This is a genomic window from Streptomyces sp. NPDC057963 (genome assembly GCF_042887155.1).
Classification (GTDB): Bacteria; Actinomycetota; Actinomycetes; order Streptomycetales; family Streptomycetaceae; genus Streptomyces.
Map to the genome: position 1 here is coordinate 306800 of NZ_JBHVPX010000005.1, position 25232 is coordinate 332031.

Sequence of the window (25232 nt, forward strand, 5' to 3'; positions counted from 1 at the left end):
ACGGCCGGCCCTGGAAGGCTTCGACGATGCGTCCGGGCCTACGACGTGGCGCGAAAGTGCCGCTCAGCCGTTCCGATGAGTGAGGGGCGGTCGCCCCGATGAGTGAGGGGGCGGTCGCTCGTCCCACCGGCCGTCGACCGTCGCAGGGGCCGTCGACCGTCGGATGGCGTCGCGGGGCGGCCCTGCGGGCTCGCCACGGCCGCGTGACCGGGCACGCCGAACCCGTGGGCTCACGGCGGCCGGGTGGTCCCCGGGCCCGGCCGTTCCTCGGGCGTGCTCTCGCCGCGCCGCTGCCTGGCGCTGTGCCTGCGCAGGTCCTCGACCTGCTGAACCACGCGGTCGACGCGGTCGGCGAGGTCGCGGCGGTCCCCCAGGTGGGGGCGCGCGTCGGAGAGCGGCCCGAGGAGACGGGCGGGGTCGTCGGCGCCGAGGGCCTCGTTGAGCTCGTCGACGGCTGCACGGGACCGCGCGGGAAGGCCGGTGAGGGAGGTGATCCGGCCGGCGAGCCGGCGCAGGTCCGCCGCATTGTCCCGCGCCCAGGCGTCGACCGTGCGGTTCGCGGCCCGGTTGTCGCGAATGGCCTGCACCCGCTGTTCACCGGTAGTGCCCAGCGGACCCGTGCGCAGGCGCAGGTAGCGGCGTTCGGCGGCCTGGCGGCTGGTGACGCCGAGCGGGTGGGCGATCTCGGCCCAGCTGGCTCCGGCCTCGCGGGCGAGCTCGATGAGGGACGGCTCCCAGGCCGCGAGCCGTCGGCGTACGTCCCGCAGCAGAAGGAGGGCGTCCAGCGCCTCTCCCGGCTCGGGAACGGCGCCCGCGCGCTCCGTGCCGTCGGGGGTGCAGGCCTGCCGCACGATCGCGTCGACCCTGCTCAGCGCGGTGGTGGCGGCGGGGAGCGAGGCCGGTACACCGCCGGTGCCGGGGATCTCCGCGGTGGCGTGCACGTCATCGACTTCGACTTCGGTCACGACACAACCCTCTCGGGCGAAATGCATGTCATCGTTCACATGACATCGCATTTGTCATCCTTTGGACGACATATTACAACCGAGTCGAAGAGCATGCCGAGAATGTCCGGACTCGTCCTGGAGGAGACCTTCCAGGAGCGCGGCGCCTGTCCCACGGCGCCGGAAGCGGAACGGGCCGCTCGTGTGGTCGTGGCGCTACTCGGGGCACGCCCGGTCGGCGAGGAGCGGAGCGAGCCGGCCGCCCGGCTCCCCAAAGGCGCTCGCGCCGTTCCCGCTGGACCCGCCGCAGGCCGCCGAACCACGCGAGGCGGCCCCCGGCGACCACGGCTGCACATGCCTTTTCCGGGGTCCCCGAACCTTTTCCGAGGTCACCCGAAGGAACCCGGCCGGTCCCCTCGGCCTGTGGCCCCGCGGTGGACCACCGAGTCCGGTCACTGACACGGCACGCCGGAGTACTCGACCGCCGGAGTCGCTCCGGTGACTCCTCTTGGAGCACGCCCACAATTGGTATGACAATCAGTCGAAGAGGCCGACGTTGTGTCAGCATCGGACCGCCGGGCTGCGTAGCACGGCATCGGGCCCGACCCCCGGCGTCGTCATCGCCGTCCGGTCGAGACCGAACCATCGCGCGCATCCGTCCCGACCAGGAAAACGCAGGCCGCCGGTTCCACCGCCCGTCTCACCAGGAGGTACACGTGAGGATGCTGATCAACGTCCCCGAAACCGTTGTCGCGGACGCGCTGCGCGGTATGGCCGCCGCCCATCCCGAGCTCACCGTGGATGTCGAGAATCGTGTCGTCGTACGGCGCGACGCGCCCGCGGCCGGGAAGGTGGCGCTGGTCTCCGGGGGCGGATCCGGGCACGAGCCGTTGCACGCCGGGTTCGTCGGCCCCGGGATGCTGTCCGCGGCGTGTCCGGGAGAGGTGTTCACCTCCCCGGTACCGGATCAGATGGTGCGGGCCGCCGCCGCGGTCGACAGCGGGGCGGGGGTGCTGTTCGTCGTCAAGAACTACACCGGTGACGTGCTGAACTTCGAGATGGCCGCCGAGCTCGCCGAGGACGAGGGGATTCAGGTCACCCAGGTGCTCGTCAACGACGACGTGGCGGTGACCGACAGTCTGTTCACAGCAGGGCGGCGGGGTACGGGCGCGACCCTGCTCGTCGAGAAGATCGCCGGTGCGGCTGCCGACGAGGGTGCGCCGCTGGAGCAGGTGGCGGCCGTCGCCCGGCGGGTGAACGAGGCGTCGCGGAGTTTCGGGGTGGCGCTCAGCGCCGTCACCACACCCGCCAAGGGGTCCCCCACCTTCGATCTGCCGCCGGGCGAACTGGAGCTGGGCATCGGGATCCATGGCGAACCCGGCCGGGAGCGGCGCCCGATGATGACGTCGGGGGAGATCGCGGACTTCGCGGTGGACGCGGTGCTGGAGGACCTCCGGCCGAGCGGACCCGTGATCGTGCTGGTGAACGGGATGGGCGCGACCCCGCTGCTGGAGCTGTACGGGTTCAATGCCGAAGTGCAGCGAGTGCTGTCCGAGCGGGGTGTCGTGACGGCTCGTACGCTCGTGGGGAACTATGTGACCTCGCTCGACATGGCGGGCTGTTCGGTGACGCTCTGCCAGGTGGACGAGGAGTTGCTGCGCCTCTGGGACGCGCCGGTGGAGACACCGGCGCTGCGCTGGGGCCGTTGACCCGCCCGACAAGGAGATCATGTGCTCGACGCCGAATTCTTCCACCGTTGGATGACCGCCGCCGCGGCTGCCGTGGATCGCGAGGCGGACCACCTCACCGAGCTCGACTCGGCGATCGGGGACGCCGATCACGGCAGCAACATGCAGCGCGGGTTCGCCGCGGTGACCGAAGTCCTGGGCAAGGAACTGCCGCAGACCCCGGGTGCCGTGCTGATCCTCGCCGGACGGCAGTTGATCTCGAAGGTCGGCGGGGCTTCGGGACCGTTGTACGGGACGCTGCTGCGGCGGACAGGAAAGGCTCTGGGCGACGCGCCCGCCGTGACACCGCAGCAGTTGGCGGAGGCGCTCGGGGTGGGCGTCGCGGCCGTGGCCCAACTCGGCGGGGCGCAGGCCGGGGACAAGACCATGCTCGACGCGCTGCTGCCGGCCGCCGAGGCGCTCGGGACGTCGTTCGGGGCGGCCCGGGAAGCGGCGGAGGCGGGAGCCCTGGCCACGGTACCGCTGAAGGCCCGCAAGGGCAGGGCGAGCTATCTGGGTGAGCGCAGTATCGGGCACCAGGATCCGGGGGCGACGTCCTCCGCCCTGCTGATCGCCGCGCTGGCCGAGACCGGCGGTACGCGTGGGGGTGAGGCATGAGCGGCGGGAAGCAGGTCGGGATCGTGCTGGTCTCGCACAGCGGCCCGGTGGCCGAGTCCGTCGCCGAGCTGGCCAGGGGCCTCGCCGCCGGTGGATCGACGGCCCCGGTCGCCGCGGCCGGTGGTACGCCGGCGGGTGGGCTCGGGACCAGTGCGGAGCTGATCGCCGAGGCCGCCAGATCGGTGGACGGCGGCGCGGGAGTGGCGTTACTGGTCGATCTGGGCAGCGCGGTGCTCACGGTCAAGACGATGCTGGCCGAGGGCGACGAACTGCCGAACGGCTCGCGGCTGGTGGACGCGCCGTTCCTGGAGGGTGCGGTGGCCGCCGTGGTCACCGCGTCGGCAGGTGGCGACATCGCGGCGGTGGAGGCCGCGGCGTCGGAGGCGTACGAGTACCGCAAGGTGTAGGCAGGTGGAATTCCCGCTGCCCGTGCGGCGGTCCCGCACCCGGTGTCCTGCGGGTGCGGGACCGCCTCTTGCCCGTCCGGCCGCGATTCCTCCGAGCGGCCCCCGGCCGATCGCGCCGCGAACCGCCGGACAGGCTCTCGACCCGTCAGGCCGCACTCCTGCCCGGCCGCCGCCCCTCCCAGCGGCCCCCGGCCGATCGCGCCGCGAACCGCCGGACGGGTTTCGGCACGCCGTACCGCGAACCGCCGGACCGTCCTCGGCCCGTCAAGCCGCGAACCGCCGGACGGGATCTCGGCCCGTCAGGCCGCCGACGCGGTCCCGGCCGCCTCGATCCTGATCCGGGTCCTCTGCGTCGTGCCGTTGACCGTCACGGCGAGGGTGATCGTGCCCGGCCGAAGCGCGGTGAGGGTGCCGGTCGACGGATCGAGGACCGCCGTGTGGCGGTGGCGGGCGCCGTCCCGGTCGCCGATGTGGACGTTCGGTGATCCGGTCCAGTCGGCGGCCAGCGGGAAGCCGACCGGAACGCTGCGGGCGCCCTGGGTGACCGTCGCGGTGACCCGCGTACGGCTGCCGGCGCCCAGTACCGGGGGCGCCTCGATCTCCAGGGCGTCGACATGCGCACGGGTCTGCACGGAGACCCAGTCGGGCCCGCCCCGCCACGGCCGCTGCCGCGCGGCGGCCTGTTCACCGGAGGCGATGTGGTCGGCGCCGACCAGCGACCAGCCGGTGAAACCGCCCTCGTCCGCCGGTCCGGCCGGTGCCTTGCCGGAGTTGCCGTTGATCAGGTAGGGAACCCCGTCGACGTGCGAGGCGTGGAAGACCCCGACATGGCTGCCGATGAACGCCGCGCCCTTGCCCGTCGTACGGCGGAAGTCGGCGAGCCACTGCTCGACGAGGGCCGCCTCCTTGCGGTCGCCGAGCTGGCTGCCCTTCTGAACGGTCGGGTCGCGCGGCGGCACGTGCTCGATCAGCATGACCGATTCGACGGTCCGGTCCTTCGCCGCCGCGTCCAGCTGGGCGCGGAGCTGCGCGATCTGGGCGAAGCCCCCGCCACGCAGGCTGAGGCTGGAGGTGTCGAGCGTCACGAAGCGGGTGCCCTTGTGGTCGAACGTCCGCTGGGCGGGCCCGAACTCGGTGACGAAGTTGTCGATCTTTCCGCCCATCACCTCATGGTTGCCCGGTACGTAGTACCAGGGCAGCGAGTCGCCGAGCTCCTCGGTGAGGATCCGGTGGGCGAAGGCCAGGTCGGCGGGCGAGCCCTCGTCGACGAGATCGCCGTTGATCACGAGGAGGTCCGGGTGGGCCGCCTTGATCTCGCGCAGGGTGCGCCGTGCCTGGGTGACGATGTCGCTGTCCGGGTCCCGGGCGACGAACTGGGCATCGGACATCACCGCGAACTGCCAGTCCCTGCGCCCGGTCACGGCGGCCGGATCGATCAACGGGTCGGCGGGGGACGCCTGTTCGGGAAGGTCGACGGTGGGCGGCACCTGGGCGGTGAGTTCGTCGATGACGATCTCGCCGGTGTACTGCTTGGCGGCCGCGGTCTCCGCGAGGTAGAAGCGGGACACGGAGAGCGGCATGGCGGCTCCCGGCGGTACGGCGAAGGTGATCTGCCGCCAGCCGGTCCAGGTGACGTACGGTCCGCGCAGCAGTTGGTCGGAGCCCGCGGCGTCCTTGAGGTGCAGGGTCGGCCAGGCGCCCTTCCCGTCGCCCTTGATCCACAACTTGAACGACTGGGGCTGGCCCGACACGGTGACCGGCTGGGGCGGGGCCGCGTAGGCGGCGCGGGTCGCGGTGGACTGGGTGAAGTCGTAGGTGAGCCGCAGACCGGTGCCGGTGCGGCCGTCGGGCGTGGCGGCGAGCGACCCGCTCGCCCGGGCCTGGCTGAACTTCCAGGATCCGGCGTCGTCGAAGGAGGAGACGGCCTGCTCGGTCAGGCCGACGCTGACGGCGAGGACGGTGGTGGTGCCCGCGACGGTCGCCCTGATCTGTCCGGCGCCGCCGCCGGTGCGTGAGGAGACGGTGAAGGAGCCCTGGCCGTCGTCGCGGATGTCGAAGAGGGCGCGGTCGTAGTCGAGGGCGACGTCGCGCGGTTCGACGGGGGCGCTGGTGCCGTGGGCGTCGAGTCCCACGATGCCGAACGTGCCGGTGGCCCCGGCGTCGGCGAGGCCCACACGCCGGGTCGTCGGCTCGATCCGGGCCAGCTTGTCGAGGACGGTCAGGGAAGTGCTGCCGCGGGCCGGACCGTGTGCGGCGCGTACCTCGGTGGTGCCGCTGTGGCGCGCGGTGAAGAGACCGCTGCTGTCGACGGCGCCGACGGAGCCCCGCACCGTCTGCCAGTGCGGGTTGCCGTCGGCGGGGCCGTACGTCTCGTCGTATCCGGTCGCGGTGAGGCGCCGGGTGAGTCCGGGGAAGACGCGGTCGGGGTGGCCGCCCTTGACGGGGTCGACGCCCGGTGCGGAACCGGCGGGGGTACGGGGCTGGACCCAGAAGCCCTTGAGCCGGCCGCTGCCGTCCGGGGCGGTGAGGGCGAGGCCGTTGGGTACGGTGCGTTCGCTGCCGTCGGAAGGGCTGTTCTCCACTCGGAGCGCGTCACTGCCGGGCTCGCGCGCGACGAGGGTCGACGAGCCGCCGCCGTCCAGGTTGAGTGCGCTGTACGAGCCGGCACGGCGCATCATCAGCCCGAGTTCGGTGAGGGTGACGCCGCCGCTGTCGGCCTGCCGCCCGTCGACGGTGAGGATCTGCATGGTCCGGCCGTCTCTGGAGAAGCCGACCGCGGTGCGGGGCGCGGCGGTGTTGTTGCCCTCCCCGTCGTGGTTCTGCGCGACTCCGTCGACGACGAGGAGTTCCCGGCCACCGACCGCGGTGCGCGGCACGGCTCCGCTGTCGGTGCGTGCCCGGTAGGTCAGGGACACCGGGTCGCCGGGCTTCAGGGCATCGAGTGCGGCGGCTCCGGTCTCGCGGCCGACCAGGACGGTGGTGTCGTCGGGGACGGCTCCGGATCCGGGGGCGTGCGAGACGGAGACGACCTTGCCGTCCCGTACGACCGCTTCTGCGACGGGGGTCGCGTCGTCCACGGTCAGGGCGCGGTCGGCGGTTCCCCACGCGGAGGTGTACGCGCCGACTCCCCCGGTCGGCACGTTGGCGGCGTTGTACGCGTCGAGCGGCCGCTGCCCGGCGGGCAGGGTGAGCGTCCCCTCGAAGTAGAGGTCGAGTATGCGGCCCGCGCTGCCGGGGCCGATGCCGACAGCCCGGTTGATTCCCGGGGCGGGCGACTGGACAGTGGCTCCGTCCTTGATGCCGATGCCCTCCGGCGCGCCGGTCTGGTTGATGTCGAAGAAGTCGGCGTTGATCGCGGCGACGGTGCGGCGGCCGCGGCCCGCGTCGTGTCCGGCGGCGAGTTCGGAAACCGTGTGCCGCTCGGAGACCTTGCCGGAGGAGAGGTAGTCGGCGTGTACGCCGCTGCCGGCGAGGTCGACGGAGAGGGAGTCGACCCTCAGCCATGCGGCGGATTCGAGCCGGTCGTACGAGTCGAGGCGGATGCCCGGGGCGATCGGGCGGGAGGTGCGTGCGGTCTCGATGCCGTCGCCGTCCGCGATGGACCGGGGCTCCCCTGCCGGGTTGCTCGCGGGTGGCGGGGCGACCGGTCTCAGGACTTCGGCGGAGGTACGGGGACGGGGGTCGGGGGTCGAATCGGCGAGCGCGGGCGAGATCGCGCCGACCGTCATCGCGGACACCGTCGCGAGCAGTACCAGCGGTCGCGCCACCGCTGCGTACCCTCGCGCCGCCCTCACGGGCGTTCCGGCCGTCCTGCCGACTGTGCCAAGGGCCACGAATCCTCCTGGAGTACCTATGGTTGCCCGGCCCGGCCCGCGGGCCGAGAGCGCTGTCGGCGGACAGCATGGCCGCGCGCACAGCCACGCACCAGGGGGCATCGGGAACCTCACGGGAAACAGCGCGAGTCGGCTCGATGACGGAAATGATCAACGGGGCAGAGGTGTCGTCCGTGACGACGTGCGGTACCGGCCCGCAGAATTGAGGGCATGTCATCCCAGAAGCGCACCACACGCAGTGCGGGTCTCCTCCTGTTCCGCAGGCCGGCCCGGGGCGCGGACGGCGGCGCCGGCTTCGAAGTGCTCATCGGGCACATGGGCGGCCCGTTCTGGGCGGGCCGCGAGAGCGCGGCGTGGTCGATCCCCAAGGGTGAGTACGGTCCCGCCGAGGAGCCCGCGGCCGCGGCCCGCCGTGAGTTCGCAGAGGAGTTCGGCCGTCCGGCGCCGGACGGTGAGTGGGTGGCGCTGGGTGAGGCCCGTCAGTCCGGCGGGAAGACCGTGACGGTGTGGGCGATGGAGGCGGATCTCGATGCCGCGACGGCCGTTCCGGGGACGTTCACCATGGAGTGGCCGAGGGGATCCGGGATGCTGCGGGAGTTTCCCGAGGTCGACCGGTTCGCCTGGTGCACGCCCCTGGAAGCGGCGGAGCGGCTCGTCGCGGGGCAGCGGGTCTTCCTCGACCGGCTGCGGGATCACGTACGGGACGGACGGGTCACGCCCGCTCAGGACGGGCCCTGAGCGGGCTGTTCGCCCTCGCTTCCCCGGCCGCCGGCGGTTGCGGACGGCCCGCGGTCGCGCGGCGGACCGTGGGCCTTCCGGCCGTCTCCGCGGCCGGATCAGACGAGGCGCACCGGGAAGGTGCCGAAACCGCACGCGATGAAGGAATCCAGGGGACCGGCCGGTGCCGACGCGTCGTCCGGGCGCAGACCGGGGAAGCGGGCGAACAGGGCGGGCAGGGCGATCGACGCCTCCAGCCGGGCCAGCGGCGCGCCGATGCAGAAGTGGACGCCGTGGCCGAAGGAGAGGTGCTCCTTGTCGGCACGGGAGAGGTCGAAGACGTCCGCGTCCGCGCCGTGCCGCCGGGGGTCCCGGCCGGCCGCGGCGTAGGTGGCGAGGATGGCCTCGCCGCGTGCGAGGGTGGCGCCGTCGGGGAGTTCGATGTCCTCGACGGCGTAGCGCAGCGGCAGGTTGGCGATCGGTGGGGCCCAGCGGAGGGTCTCCTCGACGACCTCGCTCCAGGGGACCGCGCCGTCGCGCACCAGGGCGAGCTGTCCGGGGTGGGTGAGCAAGGCGTGGACGGCGTTGCCGATCAGGTTGACGGTGGTCTCGTGGCCCGCGCTGAGGACCAGGAGGAGGGTGCCGACGAGTTCGCTCTCGGTGAGGCTGGAGCCTTCCTCGTCGCGGGCGGCGATCAGCGCGCTGGTGAGGTCGTCGGCGGGCTGCTCACGCTTGGCGGCGACCAGACCGGCGAGGAGCTCGTGGGCCTCCTTCAGCGTGGCGAGGGCCTGTTCCGCCGACGCGGTGGTGTCGAAGAACGCGCTGACGATCCGAGCGCTGTCCGTCCGCCGGTCCTCGGGGACGCCGAAGAGTTCGCAGATGACTCTTGTCGGCAGCGGATGGGCGAAGGCGGTTCGCAGGTCGGCCCGGCCGTCGGGGGAGGCGGCCATCCGGTCGAGCAGCGTCGCGGTGATCTCTTCGATCCGGGGCCGGAGCGCGTCCGTCCGCCGTTTCGTGAAGGCGGGCGAGACGAGCTTGCGCAGCCGGCGGTGTTCCGTGCCGTACGCGGTGAACATGTTGGTCACACCCACCCAGGTGTTGATCCAGCTCTCCCTGAACCGGCCGTCCCTCCAGGCCGGCCAGTGCTGGTTCGGGTCCTTGGACACCCGGTCGTCGGCGAGGAGTCGCTTGAGCACCTCGTGCCCGGTGGGCGCCCATGCCCTGATTCCGCCGGGGAGCTCGACAGGGGCGACCGAGCCGTGCGGACGGAGCGATTCCGCCTCGCCGTGGATGTCGCGCCCCGCGGGGTCGATGACGATCGGCTGCTGCTCCATGGAGATCTCCTGTCTGCGCCACGGCGCACCCCGAACGGGCCTCGGCAGTCCAGGAGTTCATGGTCGGGGTAGCGCGACGGAGCGCGAAAGGGCGCACAACGGTTCGAAGGAGCTCGAAGGAGTCCGAACGGTCAGTGCTGCGCGCCCTCGCCCTGAGCTGCCTCGATGCTGCTGTGCAGATCGCTCGTCGCGTCGAGCGCGGCGGCCCCGGAGACGACCAGGCAGGCCAGCAGCGCCGCGGCGGCCGCCCTGCCGACGCGGCGCCGTGGCGAGCTCCGGCCCAGCAGTGCGGCGACGCGGCGCGGTACGGGGCCGGCCGCCGCGGCGAGCGCCGTCCGGGGGCGGGGCTGCGGGGTGCCTTCCGCGGCGCGCGCGGCGAGGGCGGCGCGGCCGATGGCGCGGGCGGCGATCCGCCGGTCGCCGACGGCGGAGGCGGCCGCCTCGTCGGCGCAGCGCTCCAGGGCGTAGCCCATGGGGGCGCGCAGGGAACGCAGTGCGGGGTGGCAGAGTGCCGCCATTTCGGCGGCGGCGCTGAAGAGGTGGTGCCGGCCCCTGAGATGGGCGCGTTCGTGTGCCAGCAGGGCGTCGCGCTCGGCGGCGTCGAGGGCGCGCAGCATTCCCGTGGTGACGACGATCCGACCGGGTGTGCCGGGGCGGCCGGGCAGCGCGTATGCGTCGGGGCGGCTGTCGCGCAGGACGGTCAGCTCCCCGGCTGCGTACGCGGGCGGTTGCGCGGACCGGTGCAGCTCCGCCCAGTGGCGGTGGGCGGCGCGGGCCACTGCGGCGGCGCAGCCCGCGAGGAGGGCCAGGGCGGCGGCCGCGAGGGGTACGGCGACGGCGGGAGCGGCGTCGGAGAGCGGTCTGACGAGTTCACCGAGGGCAAAGACGGCGGGGAACCGCGTCGCGCCGGGCACCACCAGCAGGGCCAGGGCGAGGAGGCTGCACAGGGCGAGGCCGAGACCCGTCGAGGCGAGCAGCCGAGCGGCACGCACCGGCGACAGGGCATCCGCCAGGCGGCGGGCCGCGGGTACCGCGACGAAGGGCATCAGCAGCGGAACCCACACGGCGTAGATCATCGGGCTTCTCCGTCGAGCAGGTCCCGGAGCAGTTGCTCGTCCTCGTCCGTGAGCTGTGACACGAAGCGTGCCAGCACTGTGCCGCGGTCCTCTTCCTTCCGCAGTTCGCTGTGCATCCGGCGGGCGGTCAGCCCAGGGGCGTCCTCGGTGGGGGTGTACGCGAATCCGCGGCCGGCCCGGGTGCGGGTGACCGTACCCTTTTCATGGAGCCGCGACAGGATCGTCGTGACGGTGGTCCGGGCGAGTGCCGCCCCGATCGCCCGCTGCACCTGGCCGGGCGTGAGCGGCCCTTCGGCCGCCCACAGGGCCGCCAGGACGGTGGACTCCAGCTCGCCGGACGGGCGCCGGTCCGATGCGGGGTGGAGCGGCGACGGCCGCTCCGGAACGGCTTCGGGTGCCGGCCGGGAGGCCGGTTCGCCGTACGGGTGGGGGCCGGGTTCTCCGCTCGATATCCCCTTCACCTGGGACATGGGAACTCTCCTCCCCCTTCGGGCGTCTACAGTGATGTAGACCGTCTACATCACTGTAGTCAGTCCGGGCGTTCCGCGAGGTCGCCCGCTCACCATTATGGGAGACCCTCCACTGTGTCCGTATTCTCACTGGCGGCCGCGCCCCAGGCGGTGAACCTGCTGGACGCCGGTTCACTGCTCGGGGCGTTCGGTGCGCTCGGCATCGCCGTCGTGCTCTTCGCCGAGACGGGACTGCTCGTCGGCTTCTTCCTGCCCGGCGACTCCCTGCTGTTCACGGCGGGTCTTCTCTGCGTGCCGGGCGCCCACGGGCCGGTCGAGCTGTCGTTGCCCCAGGTGCTGATCGCGGCGGTGGCCGGTGCGCTGCTCGGTGCGCAGGCGGGCTACTGGATCGGCCGCCGCGGCGGCCGGGCCCTGCTCGCCCGCCGCAGCGCCGGACGGCTGCGCGAGGGCGCCGCCCGCGCCGAGGAGCTGCTCGCCCGGTACGGCCATGCGCGGGCGATCGTGCTGGCCCGCTTCGTACCTGTCGTACGCACGGTGCTCAACCCGCTGGCCGGAGCGCTCGACGTCCCCGCCCGGCTGTTCACGCTGTGGCAGGTCGTCGGCGGGGCGGTCTGGACCGTGGGGCTGGTCCTCGCCGGTTACGCGCTGGGTTCCTCGGTGCCGAACGTCGACCGCTACCTCCTGCCGATCGTCGCCGTGGTGGTCGCGGTCTCCCTCGTCCCGCTCGCCGCCGAGCTGCTCCGCGCCCGCGGCCGACGCACCGCCGAAGGAGACAACAGCTGATGCCTCTCGCCTCCACCGCCACCTCGATCGACGGCGGCCTGTACACCTGGATCACCGAGCTGGCCCAGCGCTCCCCCGCCGCTCTGGACTCCGCCGTCCGCCTCTGGTCCGACTACGGCCTGGCCCTGTTCGCCCTGCTGATGCTCGCGTCCTGGTGGCGCTCCCGCTCCGCGGGCCCCGCCCGTACCGCCATGGCGCTCTGTACCCCGCTCGTCGTGGTGGCCGCGTACATCGTCAACGACATGGTGAAATCCGCCTTCCATGAACAGCGGCCGTGCCAGACCCTGCATGTCGTGACGGTGGAGGCGTGTCCCGCGCTCGGCGACTGGTCCTTCCCCAGCAACCATGCCGCCATCGCGGCGGCCGCGGCGATGGCGGTCTGGCTGACCGACCGCAGGCTCGGAGCGATCGCCGTACCCGCCGCCCTGCTCATGGCGGCCTCGCGGGTGTGGATCGGTGTGCACTACCCGCACGATGTGCTGACCGGGCTGGTCGTGGGCGCGTTCGTCGCCTGGCCGTTGACGATCGCGGCGCGACGCTGCGCCCCGGTGGTGGTCCGGCTGCGCGAAAGCCCGCTGCGTCCCCTGGTGGCGACGCGGTGACCGGCGCCGCGCCGCCGGTGACACGCACCGGGCCCACGCGCCGCCGGGTCCACCGCCCCGGACACCCCGTCGGGTGGCCGCAGCGAAGCGTTCCCGGACACGGGGCGGTGCTCACCGGCTGAGCGGGGGCGTGGCACCCGCCGACTGCGGACTCGGCGCCGCGGCCGTGGCCGCTCCGCGTCAGAGCCTGCGCCTGCGTGTCAGGACTTGTGCCCGGGTACGCGGATGACGGCGAGGCCGCCGTCGAGGTCGACGGTGGACCGGTGGGGCGGGGCGCCGTCCTCCTCGTCGTCGCGCAGCAGCAGGGCGCTCCGGCGCTCCTTGAGTTCGCTCTGCTTGCCGGGCGAGAAGGTCGCGTGCAATTGCTCGAACCCGGTCGCCGAGACCTGGCCCTGGCGGGCGCTGTTGCGCCACGGCAGCAGTCCCGCCCGTCCTGCGCGCAGCATCAGTTGATCGAGAAAGGCCACGGCGGTCAGCCCGATCACCAGTCCGGGCAGCGTCATCAGAGCGACGAATTCCATCCGCTCAGTCTCACCGGTGTGCGGTGCGCCGCACATCGGCCGTGAGAATGACCGTGCGGGCCGTCGCACTGCGCGACGGCCCGCACGTTCCCGACAGGTCGGGTCCCGGACGGTCAGCCGTTGGGGAGGATGACCGCGCGGCCGTTGATCTTGCCGTGGTGCAGCCGCTCGTACGCGAGCGGCGCCTCGTCCAGCGTGTAGGTCTCGACGTGGACCTCGACCGATCCGGCGCGGGCCAGGTCGAGCACCTCGGCGAGCTCGGAGCGCGAACCCCAGTACGGTGAGCTCACCGTCGTGTTGTACGGCAGGGAGCCGAAGCCCACCGGCAGCGCACCGCCGCCGAGGCCGACGATCGTGACATCCGAGTCGACGGCGGCCGCGGCCCCGGCCGTGACGACCGTCGGAGGTGCTCCGACGAAGTCGAGGACGACCTGCGCGCCGACACCGCCGGTCAGCTCCCGGACCTTCGCCGCGGCGTGCTCGTCGGAGAGCACGGTCTCATGGGCGCCGACGGCACGGGCCAGGGCGAGCTTGTCCTCGGCGACGTCCAGGGCGACCACCCGGACGGCCGTCATGGCACGAAGCAGCTGGATCGCGACATGACCGAGGCCGCCGGTGCCGATGACGACGGCGGTGGCACCGGGCACCAGCTTGGGCAGGGACCGCTTGATCGCGTGGTACGGAGTCAGGCCCGCGTCGGTGAGCGGTACGGCCTGGACCGGGTCGAGGCCGCCCAGCGGCACCAGGTGGCGGGGGTCGTCGACGATCATGTACTCGGCCATGGCGCCGGGCGAACCCAGTCCGGGCGGGGCGATGCCGAGCTCCTTGGCGCGCAGGCAGTAGTTCTCCTTGCCCTCGGCGCACTTGACGCACGTACCACAGCCCCAGGGTCCGTAGACCGCGACGGGCTCGCCGATCGGGAGACCGCTCACCCCGTCGCCCAGCGCGGCGACGGTGCCGACGCCCTCGTGGCCGAGGGTGAGCGGAAGCGGGAAGGGTATCTGCCCCGCGGGCCGGCTCATCACGGCGATGTCGGAGTGGCAGACACCGGCGGCGGTGACCTTCAGCAGCACCTGGCCGGGGCCGGGCTCCGGGTCGGGCACGGTGACGACCTCGGGTGCCGCGCCGGCGGTGCGGTACTGAACGGCCTTCATGGGGTTCTCCTCACTCTTTGTTCTCTCACTTCGCCCCCGTTCCCCCCGTCCGCCGCTCAGGAGGCGGAGTAGCCGCCGTCCACCAGGTGGTAGCTGCCGTGGATGAAGGAGGCGCGGTCGGAGAGCAGGAAGGCGGCGAGTTCGGCGACTTCCTCCGCCGTGCCGAGGCGGCCGGCCGGGTGCAGCGATATCAGGTGGTCGCGGGCCGGGCCGTCCGTGTTGCGCAGCAGCGGCGTGTCGATGAAGCCGGGGCCGACGGCGTTGACCCGGACGTTCTGTGCCGCGTATTCGAGGGCGGCGGTCTTGGTGAGGCCGACGACACCGTGCTTGGCGGCCACGTAGGCGGGCGATCCGGCGAAGCCGTTGGTGCCGAGGATCGACGACATGTTGACGACGGCGCCGCCACCCGCCTCGACGATCGCGGGGAGCTCGTAGCGCATCGAGTAAAAGACACCGCTGAGGTTGGTGGCGACGACCCGGTTCCAGTCCTCGACCGCGTACTCACCGGTGGGGCCGCTCGGACCGCCGATGCCCGCGTTGTTGACGGCGAGGTGCAGGGCGCCGAAGGTCTCGACGGTGAAGCGCACGCCCGCTTCGACGGATGCGGGGTCGGTCACGTCCATGGCGACCGCGGCGGCCTTGGCGCCGGCGCTCTCCAGTGCGGCGGCCGCCTTGCGGGCGCCGGCCCCGTCGTAGTCGGCGACGACGACGGACGCGCCGCCTGCGGCCAGCCGGTGGGCCAGGGCCAGTCCGATGCCGGACGCGCCGCCGGTGACGAGGGCGGTCCTGCCGGCGAACTCCTGGTCGGCGGGGGTGAGGGGGCTGCTCATGACGGTTCGTTTCCTTCCGTGGTGCTGTGCGGCGCCGACCCGGCGGGAAGCTGCGCGAGCAGTTCTCCGGAGAGGGCGTCGAAGGCCTGCCCGACCAGTTGGGGCAGGTCGGCCGGTTGTCCGCCGCGTACCCACGCGGCCTGGGCGGCGAGGAGTGCCCCGGCGCCCGCTGCGACCGTGACGGCGGGGCGGATGTCCAGCCGCGGGTCGACTCCGAGCCGGTCCGCGACGATGACGATCGAGTCCTCCTGCGCGTCCACCCGGATGTGGTGGAAGGCGGCGTAGAGGGTCGGTTCCTGCTCGGCGAGGACCAGCAGGTCGAAGATCCGGGCGCGGCGGTGCCAGGCTTGCGCCCCGGGATCGCCGAGCCAGTCGAGGACGGCGTGCCGGTAGGCGGTGAGCGGGGGCTCGTCGGCGGGGCGTGCGCGCAGGGCGTCGTTGATCCGGCCGCCGTCGCCCCGGATCGAGTCCAGGACGGCTTCTTCCTTGCTGGTGAAGTACCGGCTGAAGGTCCGCCGGTCGACGTCCGCGCGTTCCGCGATCTCCTCGACCGTCACATTCTTCAGGCCCCGGTCGAGTACGAGCTCGAACGCGGCCTGCGCCAGTGTGTCCCGGGTCCTGCGGGCCTTGCGGCTCCGTCGCTCCGGGCTCTTCCGTTCCGGATTCATAACTGCACCGTACACCCAAAAATGTCCCACTGCGACAGACGTCCCGACGGGACATGGGATCATCATCAGGACCGCCTTCCCTGTCCCTCTACCGGTGGCTGAAGGCCGCTGCGGACCGGCGGGCGCCGTGGCCGGCCGGAAGGGGACGGGAGCGGCTCCCGGCCGGTGCCCGGCGCAGGGCCAGTACGGCGATGTCGTCGCGTCGCACGCCTCCGGAGAATGACTCCAGATCGGTGTGGAGTGCGTCCAGTACCTCGCGCGGCCCCCGCTGCGCCCATCGGCCCAGCCGGGCGTCGAGCGGGTAGAAGGCGCCCGATGCGTCGCGGGCCTCGGTGACTCCGTCGGTGCAGAGCAGGAGCGTGGCACCCGGCGGGAAGTCCAGCCGTTCCGCGACCCGCGCCTCCCCGCTGAGCTCCGCCATGCCCAGCGGAACGGAAATGCGGTGCAGCGGGACCGGGTACGCCACGCCGTCGTGCAGCAGCCGGGGCGGCAGATGACCGCAGTTGACGGCTTCCACCCGGTCCTCCCCGTCGAAGCCGAGCACCAGGGCGGTGACGAAGCGTTCGATCTCCCCGGTCTGGGCGGAGAAGATGTTGTGCCGGGCGACCGCGTCCTCCAGCGCGTCGACCACACCGGTCAGAGTGGGCTCGCGAATGGCCGCTTCCCGGAACGCGCCGAGCACGGCGAAGCCCGCCCCGATCGCGGCGAGCCCCTTGCCCTGGACGTCCCCGATGATCACCCGGGTTCCGTAGGGCGACTGGACGACCTCGTAGATGTCACCGCCGACCAGGCGGTCCTCCTCGATCGGCGTGTAGATGCCGTGGGTGAGGAGCTGGTCGGTCAGGATCGGCAGCGGGCGCAGAATCTGCCGCTGGAGCGCGACCGCGGCGGAGCGCAGCCTGGCTATCTCGGCGGCGTGACGGAGCCGCAGGGCGCAGGAGCCGACCCCCAGGAAGCAGGCCAGCACGGTGAAGGCGACGCTGCTGGTGACGTCCCAGAAGGTTCCCCCGGACATCAGCCGTGAGCAGACGACGACGGTCATGACCCAGGAGGCCACGCCCACGGTCTGCCGGATCGTTCCGAAGACCGAGACGAGCGCGGGCACGACCACCATCAGGGGTACGAGGCGCATCTCGTCGCCGGTACGGATGTCGAGGGCGCCGACCAGGGCGGTCAGCAGTGCCAGCCCGCCGAACAGTGCGCCGTTCCCGACCCGGGGCGCGAAGACGGCCGCCTCCCCCGCGTCCGTGGCCGGGAGTGTCGCTCCTCGCGTCGCCGTCCTGTACCGGCGCCCGATCGTCACGGCCCGTTCCTCCCGGTGTCTGCCGGCCTCGCGCCGGCGCTCGTTCCCAGTCCATCGGGATCACGGGGGTCGGCGCACGAGGCTTACGGCCTCTTGGAGTTCGCCGAAGGTCCCGCGACGGGAGGCGTCCGGCGACCTTCGGCCCGGAGGTCACGGGCCGAAGGTCCTGTGCCGCGGGTCAGTGCGCGGCTGCCGTACGGACGCCGCCGGGCCCCGGCAGGCGGGTCGGCGGGTGTTCCGGCACGAGGGCCGAGAGGAAGGACGTCCGGCGGCGGAGCACGAATCCCAGCGACTCGTAGAGCCGGACCGCGTTGGTGTTGTCGGCGGCGGCGTGCAGGAACGGCGTTTCACCGCGCTCCCTGATCTCGTGGGCGACGGCCAGGACGAGTCCGGTGCCGAGCCCCTGACCGCGCACGGACTCGTCCGTACAGACGCCGCTGATCTCGCTCCAGCCGGGCGGGTGCAGGCGCTCGCCCGCCATCGCGACGAGCACCCCTTCACGCCGGACGCCGAGGTAGGTGCCGAGCTCGACCGTACGGGGCAGGAACGGACCCGGCCGGGTGCGGGCGACCAGGTCGAGCATCTCGGGCACATCGGCGGGTCCGAGCCGTACGGCCTGCGGAAACGGAGCCGCCGCGATCCCGGCGTCGACGAGCTGGACACCTTCGGCGTGGAAGGTGACCTCCCAGCCGTCCGGCGGCGGCTCGCGGAACGCGGTGATGGTGACGGCGCCACCGGGTCCGGCGAGGGCCGCGGCGTCGGCCCAGTCCGCGGCCTCGGGCGCGTCCGGGACCGCGACCCAGGGGGTCACGTCCGCCGGGTAGCGCAGGACGCGACCGAGGCGCTCGGCGAAGTGGGCGTGCGGGCCGGTCAGCGCGGCGCGGACCGGGTTGTCCAGCGGATGCGCGTCACCGGCAGCGGCATGCGGCACGCTCACGCGGCCACCTCGATCACGGTCTTCCCACGCGCGTGTCCGCTCTCCACGGAGCGCAGTGCTTCTCCCGCCCCGGAGAGCGGGAAGGCCGCGGTCACATGCGTCCGCAGGGCTCCGGTGACGACGAGGGCCGCCACCTCGTCGAGGACCGCCGCGGTGCGGGCGCGGGCGACGGCCGCCCCGCCGAGCTCCACCGCCAGTGGCTTGCCCCCGGCGCTGATCAGCGCCGTCCGATCCGCCAGCAGCGGGGCCACGCTCCTGAGAGTGTCGCCACCGACCAGGTCGAAGATCGCGTCGATGCCGTCGGGGGCCGCCGCCCGCACCCGGTCGGCCAGACCGGAGCCGGATGTGACGTGCACCGCGCCGAGCGATTCCACGAGGTCCTTCTTGGCCGCGCTCGCGACGCCGACGACCTGGGCGCCCGCGTGGCGGGCGAGCTGGACCGCCGCCGTTCCGACACCACCGCCGGCCCCGGTGATCAGCAGGGTCGAGCCGGGGGCGAGACCGAGCTGGTGCACGCCGTCGAACGCGGTCGCCGCCGCGACCGGCAGCACGGCCGCGTCGGCGAACGACAGACCGGCCGGCTTGTGCGCGGTCACGGCGACGGGAAGCAGCGTGTACTCGGCGTACCCGCCGGTCACCGGATTGCCGAAGACCTCGTCCCCGACCGCGAAACCCTCGACGCCCGGACCCACGCCCTCGACGACTCCGGCGGCCTCACTGCCGAAGACGGTGGGGAACGGCTGCGGCTCACTGCCGGGCCTGATGTACCCCGTCCGCAGCTTCCAGTCGACCGGGTTGACCCCCGCCGCCCGGACGGCGACGAGCAGCTCGCCGGGGCCGGGCACCGGCACCTCCTGTTCGACGAGGGCCTCCACCTCCGGCCCGCCGTTGCGGGTGAACACGTACGCCTTGGGCATGAGCTCCCTCTCTCCTGTTCCCTCGCGGCGACCGTTCACGGCACCCGGGGCCGACCCGGTCACCGCTCGCCACAACAGCGGGAAGGCCCCTCCCCGCACGCGTATTCCCGGATCGGCGCGATGTTCATCGGGCCGCAATGATCGACGCGAGAACCGACGCCGCGTTTCCCGCGGCCTCTGCGCGGTGGTTCAGCGGACTCCGCCCGTGGCCGGGTCCACGACCTCGTTCACCAGGAGTTCGAGAAGCCGCCGGTCGTCGCCCGCGGTGCCGCGCTCGGCCGGCGTGTCCGGGTTGACGTCGAGCAGCACATGGGTGGCGCCCAGCTCGCCGAGTTCCGCCAGATCGGCCCGGATCCGGTCGACCGTGCCATGTCCGGCCGGGCGTTCACCGCCGAGGAGGGCGTCGGTGACACGGATCTGCAGCCGCGGCACGAGCGCGGGGACGGGGCGGTGGACCCGTCCGGCCTCCTCGGCGATCACCGGCAGCCCGGCCCGGATCACCTCCAGCGGCAGCCGGTACGGGTGCCAGCCCTCGCCGAGCCGGGCGGCGCGGCGCTGGGCGGCGGCCGAGTTGCCGCCGACCCAGACCGGCAGACAGGGAGTGGATGCCGGCGCGGGCGCGGTCCGTACGCCTTCGTAGGAGACGTATTCGCCCCGGAACGTCGCGGGATCCTCGGCCCAGGCGGCCCGGATCGCGGCCAGGTACTCGTCGGTGATGCGTCCGCGCTCGGCGAAGGGCACGCCCAGCGCGTCGTACTCGGCCCCGGACCAGCCGATCCCCGCGCCGAGGATGAACCCGTCGGCGTTCAGGTTGTCGACATTGGCGGCGAGCCGGGCGGTCTGCAGCGGATGGCGGTACGGGATCACGGTGACGGTCGTGCCCAGCGTCAGGCCGGGTACCCGCCCCGCGATGTGCGCGGCGAGCACGAACTGGTCGTAGAACGGGGCCGGATACGTCTCGTGCACATCAGGGGTGACCGCGATGTGGTCGGAGATCATCGCGAAGGAGAACCCCAACTCACGTGCGTCCAGGGCCTGTTGGAGAAGACCTGCCTGAGTGGTACCGACACCGAAATTGAGTATGTTCACGCCGAATCTCACCGGCGGAGCCTAACAACCCGGACATGCGCGGGTCTCGCGGCGGGGAGGCCGGGAAAGCGGCCAGGGCGGGAGACAGGGCAGTGCGGCAGCTGCCGGCTCCCCTCCGCGCCGGGCGGGCCGGGCGGGGCGGGGCCGGCCGAAGATGACCCGGCGATCAGTCGGCCACGTCGTGGCGATGGCGGGCGGCTTCGATGTCCTGGAGGTACTGGCGGGTCCAGTCGCACAGACCGTTCACCTGGGAGCGCAGCGCCCGCCCCGCCTCCGTAAGAAGATCTCGCCCGCCGGCGCCTGCGCCCGCGCCACCTGCGCGCCGTCCGGCCCGTCGCCGGTCCGCCCTCCGCCCGCCGGGACTGCGGCACCCGTCGCCTCCGATTCGGTCGCACGCGCCGGATCCGGTTCCGTCGTACGCGCCGCCTCGGGATCCGCCGTACGCGTCGTCTCGGAGTCCGTCGCACGCGCCGCCTCGGGCGGTACGCGGCCGGGCTGCTCGGTACGCGCGGCACGCGGGCGGAGCCGAGATCGAGTACGTCGAGTGGGCCCCCGAGCTGGTCCGGCGGATCGTCACCGGGTGGGGCCCGTACAGCGGTTGGAGAACGATGTCCCGCACCCGAGGGGGCAAAAGGGCATCGGCCCGTGGTCGGCTCACCGTCGATTTCGACTCAACTACCGCTGGATATAGGCCGGTCGGCCCCGATACGCCGTCGGCTGTGGCAGTCTGGAAGCGACCGCCCCACCGGGCTCCCCCGTACCGGTGGGGCGGTTCTGCCGTCCGGCCGCCTCGCCCGCACCGACAGGACGGGGAATCACGACGATTCCCGGCCATTGATGCCGTGTGATCTGATCGACTTCCCCCTTTCCGCATGGGATCCGCCTGCGGGGGCAGACGCCTACACCTCACCTACGACCAGGGGAGCGTGACGAGATGACGGCGCACACTGCGCGGACCGCCGGTACGGAGCGAGCGGAGAGTGCAGGGGCGACACCGACGGGTGTGCCGGTCGACACCGGCGACCTGCCATGGATCGAGGACGCGGGGAAGGTCGCTCCGGCGGACGCACGGGATCTGTCCCGGCTGTTCTTCGACCGGCTCCAGGTCCTGGAGGAGGGAACTCCTGCCCATCAGTACGCGCGCAACACCCTCATTGAGATGAACCTCTCCCTCGTCCGGTTCGCCGCGGGACGGTTCCGGAACCGGGGCAGCGGTGACACGGAGGACATCGTCCAGGTCGGCACCATCGGGCTGATCAAGGCCATCGACCGGTTCGACCTCTCCCGCGAGGTCGAGTTCACCTCCTTCGCGGTCCCTTACATCACCGGTGAGATCAAACGGTTCTTCCGCGACACCAGCTGGGCGGTGCACGTCCCGCGCCGGCTCCAGGAGTTGCGGGTCGACATCGCCCGGACCAAGGAGTCCCTGGCCACGGCGCTCGACCGCGACCCCACCGTGCCGGAGCTCGCCGAACAGCTGGGGATCAGCGAGGGCGAGGTCACGGAGGGCATCGTGGCGGCCAACGGGTACACGGCTGGTTCACTGGACATGCCGGCCGATCCGGCGGGCGCGGGACGGCGCAACTCCCCGGGGCGCACTTTCGCCGACATCCTGGGCGAACCGGACCCCGCCATGGAGGCGGTCGAGAATCTGCACGCGCTCGCGCCGCTGCTGGGGGATCTCGACGACCGGGAGCGTCGCATCATCGACATGCGTTTCGGCCAGGAGATGACCCAGTCGCAGATCGGCGCGGAGCTCGGCATCTCGCAGATGCATGTGTCGCGGCTGATCAGCAGGATCCTGCGGAAGCTCCGCAGCGGGATGTTCGTCGAGGAGTGACCCGCCCGGACGGCATCTCCGCCTGAGGCCCGGTCTCCGGCCGGGGTTCCACCCGAGGCCCGGTCTCCGGCCGGGGTTCCACCCGAGGCCCGGTCTCCGGCCGGGGTTCCGTCCGAGACCGGCTCTCCGGCCGAGTCGCGGTCTGCCCGGCGCCCGTGCGCGTACATTGCGGTCGAATGAAATCGGGGGCCCTCACCGGGCTGCTCGGCGGCCCGTCCCCGCAGCTCCTCGCACGGCTGCTCGGGAGACGCGTCCGCGCAGGTCGGAAGCGGAACGGAGGGGCCACGGCCACTCTCGTGACCGGTGGCCGAACCGGTCGCGAAACGCCGTGCGGCCGTCCGGAAGAGCGGTTGACGGCCGCCGGGGCCGCTGACACGCTCACGCCATGCCCGCGACTCCGGTACTCGTCTCGCGGCGCCATGTCGACCTGGGGCGCCTCTCGTCCGCGGCGTGTCGCCGGGACCTCCGCCGCGGTCCGCTCCGCTGAGCAGCTGAGCCGCACCGACGCCGCCGCGCCGACGATCCTCCTGACCCCGCCGGGGCGCCGGAGGCGCCGCAGCCCCTGAGCGCGAGGCCGTCCTCCTTCTCCGGTTCTCCGGCCACGCGCACCTGGGCCGAAGGAGCGACGAGGCGTTCGGCCGGCCGCTCGGTACCCGGCCCGCCCATGCCCCCTCCCCTTCCGCCGCACCGCGCAGAGGTGCGGCGGCCCGGACTCCCCACCCGGAAGCGGCAGACCGTGCTTCCGCCGACGTACCACCGTGCGAGGAAACATCATGAGCCAGCCCGTCGACTCCGTCACCGCAGGCCACACCCCCGAGGACCGCGACCTGCGGGACGCCGGGGCCGCCTGGTCCTTCGAGACCAGGCAGATCCACTCCGGAGCCGTCCCCGACCCGACGACCGGGGCCCGTGCGGTGCCGATCTATCAGACGTCGTCCTACGTCTTCCGTGACACTCGGCACGCCGCCGATGTGTTCTCGCTGGCCGAGCCCGGAAACATCTACACCCGGATCCACAACCCCACCCAGGACGTCCTGGAGCAGCGGATCGCCGCCCTGGAAGGCGGAGTCGCCGCGGTGGCGCTCGCCTCCGGGCAGGCCGCGGAGACTCTCGCCCTCCTGACCCTGGCCGGAGCGGGGGACCACATCGTGTCCGCCGCCTCGCTGTACGGCGGCACGTACAACCTGCTGCGGCACACTCTCCCCCGGTTCGGGGTCGAGGTGTCGTTCGTCGACGACCCCGACGACATCGACGCGTGGACGGCGGCGATCCGCCCGAACACCAAGGCACTGTTCGCGGAGACACTGGGCAATCCGCGCGGCAACGTCCTCGACATCCGGGCGGTCGCCGATGCCGCGCACGCGGCCGGTGTGCCGCTGATCGTCGACAACACCGTGCCCACCCCGTACCTGCTGCGTCCGATCGAGCACGGCGCCGACGTCGTCGTCCACTCGGCGACGAAGTTCCTCGGCGGGCACGGCACCACCATCGGCGGTGTGGTGGTGGACGGCGGTACGTTCGACTTCGGTGCCCACGCCGGGCGGTTCCCGGACTTCAGCTCCCCCGATCCCAGCTACCACGGACTGCGCTACTGGCCGGATCTGGGTCCCGGCGCCTTCGCGGTGAAGCTCCGGGTCCAGCTGCTGCGCGACCTGGGGCCCGCGCTCTCCCCGCACTCCGCGTTCCTGCTGCTGCAGGGCGTGGAGACGCTGAGTCTCCGGGTGGAGCGGCACACGTCCAACGCCCTGGTCCTGGCCGACTGGCTGGAGCGGCGCGACGAGGTGTCGGCCGTGCACTACGCGGGACTCGAGTCGAGCCGGTGGTACGAGGCGGGGCGCCGCTATCTGCCGCGCGGTGCCGGGGCCGTGCTCGCCTTCGAGCTGCGGGACGGGGTGGAGGCGGGGAAGCGGTTCGTGGACGCGGTCGAGCTGTTCAGCCACCTCGCCAACATCGGAGACGTACGGAGCCTGATCATCCACCCGGCGTCCACCACGCACAGCCAGCTGACCGAGGAGCAGCTGACCGCCACCGGGGCCACCGCGGGGCTGGTGCGGCTCTCGGTGGGGCTGGAGAACGTGGACGACCTCAAGGCCGACCTGGAGGCCGGGTTCCGGGCCGCGAAGGCGGCGTCCTGAACCCGGCGGCCCCCTCCCCCGCACTCCCCCTCCCGCCGGCCACCGGAGGCCGGCGGGAGGGGGATCCGCCGGGCCGCCTCGCCTGGGCGGCGCTGGACCGGCCGCTGCCGCTGGAGTCCGGCGGCGTGCTGCCGGAGGTGCGGCTGGCGTACGAGACATGGGGGCGGCGGGCACCCGACGGATCCAACGCGGTTCTGGTGCTGCACGCCCTGACCGGTGACAGCCATGTCGCCGGGCCCGCGGAGCCCGGCCATCCCACGGCCGGCTGGTGGGACGCGCTGGTCGGCCCCGGCAGGGCGCTGGACACCGACCGCTGGTTCGTCGTCGCGCCGAATGTGCTCGGTGGCTGCCGGGGCAGCACCGGCCCGTCGTCGCACCGTCCTGAAGGGCCTCGCTGGGGCGGCGATTTCCCGTACCTGACGGTCCGTGACCAGGTGGCGGCCGAGGCGGTGCTGGCCGACGCGCTGTCCATCGGCCGGTGGGCGGCGGTGATCGGCGGTTCGATGGGCGGCATGCGGGCGCTGGAATGGGCGGTGAGCCGGCCGGAGCGCACCGGGTCGCTGCTGGTGCTCGCGGCATCCGCGGCGGCCTCGGCGGAGCAGATCGCCTGGGGCGCCCTGCAGATATCGGCGATCCGTTCCGATCCGGGATGGCGGGACGGCCACTACCACGACGCGCCGCCCGGCGGTGGTCCGCACCGGGGCCTCGGGCTGGCACGCCGGATCGCCCATGTGACGTACCGGAGCGAGCCCGAACTCGCCTCCCGGTTCGGCGGCAGGGAGCAGGCGGGCGAACACCCTTGGCGCGGCGGGCGGTACCAGGTGGAGTCGTATCTCGACCATCACGCGGCCAAGTTGGTGCACCGCTTCGACGCGGGCAGCTACGTGACGCTCACCGAGGCGATGAACGGGCACGACGTCGGGCGCGGGCGCGGTGGCGCGGCGCGGGCGTTGCGCCGCGCGCGGATGCCCGCGCTGATCGCGGGCGTCGACTCCGACCGGCTCTACCCGCCTTCGCAGCAGGCCGAATTGGCTTCGCTGCTGCCGGGCGCGGACCGGTTCAGGACCGTGGAGTCGCCCCATGGGCACGACGGGTTCCTGATCGAGACGGATCAGGTCGGGGAGCTGGTACGGGAATTGCTGCCCGGCGGGCCGGGCGGGGGGCCGGCCCGCTGATCCACCATCACCGTCCCCAGCCTCCGTCCTCCGTTTCCCGTGCTCCGTTCCCCGTGCTCTGTCCTCCGCCGTGGTACGGCACGAGGTGCGGCTCGTCCGACGGCCCTGCCGGGCACGGCGGTGCCGGAACGGATCGTCCCGGCATCCGGGCC

The 25232-nt window shown here is 72.9% G+C and carries 23 protein-coding genes; 10 read left to right on the top strand and 13 right to left on the bottom strand.

What is annotated here, in order from left to right:
- Positions 1-230 precede the first annotated feature (230 nt).
- On the bottom strand, positions 231-965 hold the full coding sequence (locus ACFVT1_RS14495) for a hypothetical protein (RefSeq protein WP_389795067.1): 735 nt from the start codon (positions 963-965) through the stop codon (positions 231-233).
- 701 nt (positions 966-1666) lie between these two features.
- On the opposite strand from ACFVT1_RS14495, the gene dhaK reads away from it, so the two are divergent.
- From dhaK to ACFVT1_RS14510, 3 genes are read left to right on the top strand one after another with little or no spacing between them, the layout of a single operon-like run.
- Positions 1667-2653 carry a dihydroxyacetone kinase subunit DhaK gene (gene dhaK / locus ACFVT1_RS14500; RefSeq protein WP_389795485.1) on the top strand — a complete coding sequence of 329 codons (987 nt, stop codon included), beginning with the start codon at positions 1667-1669 and terminating at the stop codon, positions 2651-2653.
- Between the two features lie 21 nt (positions 2654-2674).
- The gene (gene dhaL, locus ACFVT1_RS14505) at positions 2675-3289 is read left to right on the top strand and encodes a dihydroxyacetone kinase subunit DhaL (RefSeq protein WP_389795069.1); all 615 of its coding nucleotides are present in this window, start codon (positions 2675-2677) and stop codon (positions 3287-3289) included.
- The gene (locus tag ACFVT1_RS14510; protein WP_389795071.1) at positions 3286-3696 is read left to right on the top strand and encodes a PTS-dependent dihydroxyacetone kinase phosphotransferase subunit DhaM; all 411 of its coding nucleotides are present in this window, start codon (positions 3286-3288) and stop codon (positions 3694-3696) included. Before dhaL ends, ACFVT1_RS14510 begins: the two co-directional genes overlap by 4 nt.
- Before the next feature lie 299 nt (positions 3697-3995).
- Here the strand turns inward: ACFVT1_RS14510 and ACFVT1_RS14515 are convergent, their stop codons facing one another.
- Entirely contained in the window at positions 3996-7424 is a 3429-nt protein-coding gene (locus ACFVT1_RS14515) for a phosphodiester glycosidase family protein (RefSeq protein WP_389795487.1), read from the bottom strand.
- Between the two features lie 315 nt (positions 7425-7739).
- Between ACFVT1_RS14515 and ACFVT1_RS14520 the strand changes: the two genes are divergently transcribed.
- Positions 7740-8267 (top strand): NUDIX domain-containing protein, encoded by a 528-nt coding sequence (locus ACFVT1_RS14520; protein ID WP_389795073.1) that lies wholly within the window; start codon positions 7740-7742, stop codon positions 8265-8267.
- Positions 8268-8365: 98 nt separating this feature from the next.
- Here ACFVT1_RS14520 and ACFVT1_RS14525 read toward each other — a convergent pair whose 3' ends face one another.
- The 3 genes from ACFVT1_RS14525 to ACFVT1_RS14535 form a co-directional block, all read right to left on the bottom strand.
- Positions 8366-9580 (bottom strand): cytochrome P450, encoded by a 1215-nt coding sequence (locus ACFVT1_RS14525; protein ID WP_389795075.1) that lies wholly within the window; start codon positions 9578-9580, stop codon positions 8366-8368.
- A gap of 131 nt (positions 9581-9711) precedes the next feature.
- Positions 9712-10656: a M56 family metallopeptidase gene (locus ACFVT1_RS14530; protein WP_389795077.1), complete on the bottom strand. Its 945-nt coding sequence runs from the start codon at positions 10654-10656 to the stop codon at positions 9712-9714.
- Entirely contained in the window at positions 10653-10985 is a 333-nt protein-coding gene (locus ACFVT1_RS14535) for a BlaI/MecI/CopY family transcriptional regulator (protein ID WP_389795488.1), read from the bottom strand. Before ACFVT1_RS14535 ends, ACFVT1_RS14530 begins: the two co-directional genes overlap by 4 nt.
- Before the next feature lie 255 nt (positions 10986-11240).
- Between ACFVT1_RS14535 and ACFVT1_RS14540 the strand changes: the two genes are divergently transcribed.
- Complete coding sequence (locus tag ACFVT1_RS14540) at positions 11241-11909, top strand: DedA family protein (RefSeq protein ID WP_389795079.1); 669 nt, start codon at positions 11241-11243, stop codon at positions 11907-11909.
- Positions 11909-12511: a phosphatase PAP2 family protein gene (locus tag ACFVT1_RS14545; RefSeq protein WP_389795081.1), complete on the top strand. Its 603-nt coding sequence runs from the start codon at positions 11909-11911 to the stop codon at positions 12509-12511. Before ACFVT1_RS14540 ends, ACFVT1_RS14545 begins: the two co-directional genes overlap by 1 nt.
- A 200-nt stretch (positions 12512-12711) precedes the next feature.
- Here ACFVT1_RS14545 and ACFVT1_RS14550 read toward each other — a convergent pair whose 3' ends face one another.
- The 8 genes from ACFVT1_RS14550 to ACFVT1_RS14585 all read right to left on the bottom strand — a co-directional run bounded on the left by ACFVT1_RS14550 (position 12712) and on the right by ACFVT1_RS14585 (position 19930).
- Positions 12712-13032, bottom strand: a complete 321-nt coding sequence (locus tag ACFVT1_RS14550; RefSeq protein ID WP_389795083.1) for a DUF6191 domain-containing protein — start codon at positions 13030-13032, stop codon at positions 12712-12714.
- A 113-nt stretch (positions 13033-13145) separates the two neighbouring features.
- Positions 13146-14186 (bottom strand): NAD(P)-dependent alcohol dehydrogenase, encoded by a 1041-nt coding sequence (locus ACFVT1_RS14555; protein ID WP_389795085.1) that lies wholly within the window; start codon positions 14184-14186, stop codon positions 13146-13148.
- Between the two features lie 56 nt (positions 14187-14242).
- Positions 14243-15016 (bottom strand): SDR family NAD(P)-dependent oxidoreductase, encoded by a 774-nt coding sequence (locus ACFVT1_RS14560; protein ID WP_389795087.1) that lies wholly within the window; start codon positions 15014-15016, stop codon positions 14243-14245.
- On the bottom strand, positions 15013-15684 hold the full coding sequence (locus tag ACFVT1_RS14565; protein WP_389795089.1) for a TetR family transcriptional regulator: 672 nt from the start codon (positions 15682-15684) through the stop codon (positions 15013-15015). Before ACFVT1_RS14565 ends, ACFVT1_RS14560 begins: the two co-directional genes overlap by 4 nt.
- Before the next feature lie 88 nt (positions 15685-15772).
- Positions 15773-16987 (bottom strand): PP2C family protein-serine/threonine phosphatase, encoded by a 1215-nt coding sequence (locus ACFVT1_RS14570; RefSeq protein ID WP_389795091.1) that lies wholly within the window; start codon positions 16985-16987, stop codon positions 15773-15775.
- A 178-nt stretch (positions 16988-17165) separates the two neighbouring features.
- A complete protein-coding gene (locus tag ACFVT1_RS14575) occupies positions 17166-17924 on the bottom strand; it encodes a GNAT family N-acetyltransferase (protein ID WP_389795093.1) in 759 nt (252 codons plus the stop codon).
- Complete coding sequence (locus ACFVT1_RS14580) at positions 17921-18841, bottom strand: NADP-dependent oxidoreductase (protein ID WP_389795095.1); 921 nt, start codon at positions 18839-18841, stop codon at positions 17921-17923. The genes ACFVT1_RS14575 and ACFVT1_RS14580 overlap by 4 nt, the downstream gene beginning before the upstream one ends.
- A gap of 189 nt (positions 18842-19030) precedes the next feature.
- Positions 19031-19930, bottom strand: coding sequence for a TIGR03619 family F420-dependent LLM class oxidoreductase (locus ACFVT1_RS14585; RefSeq protein ID WP_389795097.1), 900 nt, complete (start codon positions 19928-19930; stop codon positions 19031-19033).
- Between the two features lie 934 nt (positions 19931-20864).
- Between ACFVT1_RS14585 and ACFVT1_RS14590 the strand changes: the two genes are divergently transcribed.
- From ACFVT1_RS14590 to ACFVT1_RS14605, 4 genes are all read left to right on the top strand, one after another.
- Positions 20865-21770 carry an RNA polymerase sigma factor SigF gene (locus ACFVT1_RS14590; RefSeq protein WP_389795099.1) on the top strand — a complete coding sequence of 302 codons (906 nt, stop codon included), beginning with the start codon at positions 20865-20867 and terminating at the stop codon, positions 21768-21770.
- Positions 21771-22155: 385 nt separating this feature from the next.
- Entirely contained in the window at positions 22156-22257 is a 102-nt protein-coding gene (locus tag ACFVT1_RS14595; protein ID WP_389795101.1) for a putative leader peptide, read from the top strand.
- 286 nt (positions 22258-22543) lie between these two features.
- Positions 22544-23905 carry a bifunctional o-acetylhomoserine/o-acetylserine sulfhydrylase gene (locus ACFVT1_RS14600; RefSeq protein ID WP_389795103.1) on the top strand — a complete coding sequence of 454 codons (1362 nt, stop codon included), beginning with the start codon at positions 22544-22546 and terminating at the stop codon, positions 23903-23905.
- Complete coding sequence (locus ACFVT1_RS14605; protein WP_389795490.1) at positions 23902-25080, top strand: homoserine O-acetyltransferase; 1179 nt, start codon at positions 23902-23904, stop codon at positions 25078-25080. Before ACFVT1_RS14600 ends, ACFVT1_RS14605 begins: the two co-directional genes overlap by 4 nt.
- Positions 25081-25232 lie beyond the last annotated feature (152 nt).

Bases quoted from the DNA above. Each gene is read 5' to 3' on its own strand.
- dhaK (WP_389795485.1), top strand. From the start codon at position 1,667: ATGCTGATCAACGTCCCCGAAACCGTTGTCGCGGACGCGCTGCGCGGT.
- ACFVT1_RS14510 (WP_389795071.1), top strand. From the start codon at position 3,286: ATGAGCGGCGGGAAGCAGGTCGGGATCGTGCTGGTCTCGCACAGCGGC.
- ACFVT1_RS14515 (WP_389795487.1), bottom strand. From the start codon at position 7,424: ATGACGGTCGGCGCGATCTCGCCCGCGCTCGCCGATTCGACCCCCGAC.
- ACFVT1_RS14520 (WP_389795073.1), top strand. From the start codon at position 7,740: ATGTCATCCCAGAAGCGCACCACACGCAGTGCGGGTCTCCTCCTGTTC.
- ACFVT1_RS14525 (WP_389795075.1), bottom strand. From the start codon at position 9,580: ATGGAGCAGCAGCCGATCGTCATCGACCCCGCGGGGCGCGACATCCAC.
- ACFVT1_RS14530 (WP_389795077.1), bottom strand. From the start codon at position 10,656: ATGATCTACGCCGTGTGGGTTCCGCTGCTGATGCCCTTCGTCGCGGTA.
- ACFVT1_RS14545 (WP_389795081.1), top strand. From the start codon at position 11,909: ATGCCTCTCGCCTCCACCGCCACCTCGATCGACGGCGGCCTGTACACC.
- ACFVT1_RS14550 (WP_389795083.1), bottom strand. From the start codon at position 13,032: ATGGAATTCGTCGCTCTGATGACGCTGCCCGGACTGGTGATCGGGCTG.
- ACFVT1_RS14555 (WP_389795085.1), bottom strand. From the start codon at position 14,186: ATGAAGGCCGTTCAGTACCGCACCGCCGGCGCGGCACCCGAGGTCGTC.
- ACFVT1_RS14560 (WP_389795087.1), bottom strand. From the start codon at position 15,016: ATGAGCAGCCCCCTCACCCCCGCCGACCAGGAGTTCGCCGGCAGGACC.
- ACFVT1_RS14565 (WP_389795089.1), bottom strand. From the start codon at position 15,684: ATGAATCCGGAACGGAAGAGCCCGGAGCGACGGAGCCGCAAGGCCCGC.
- ACFVT1_RS14580 (WP_389795095.1), bottom strand. From the start codon at position 18,841: ATGCCCAAGGCGTACGTGTTCACCCGCAACGGCGGGCCGGAGGTGGAG.
- ACFVT1_RS14590 (WP_389795099.1), top strand. From the start codon at position 20,865: ATGACGGCGCACACTGCGCGGACCGCCGGTACGGAGCGAGCGGAGAGT.
- ACFVT1_RS14595 (WP_389795101.1), top strand. From the start codon at position 22,156: ATGCCCGCGACTCCGGTACTCGTCTCGCGGCGCCATGTCGACCTGGGG.
- ACFVT1_RS14600 (WP_389795103.1), top strand. From the start codon at position 22,544: ATGAGCCAGCCCGTCGACTCCGTCACCGCAGGCCACACCCCCGAGGAC.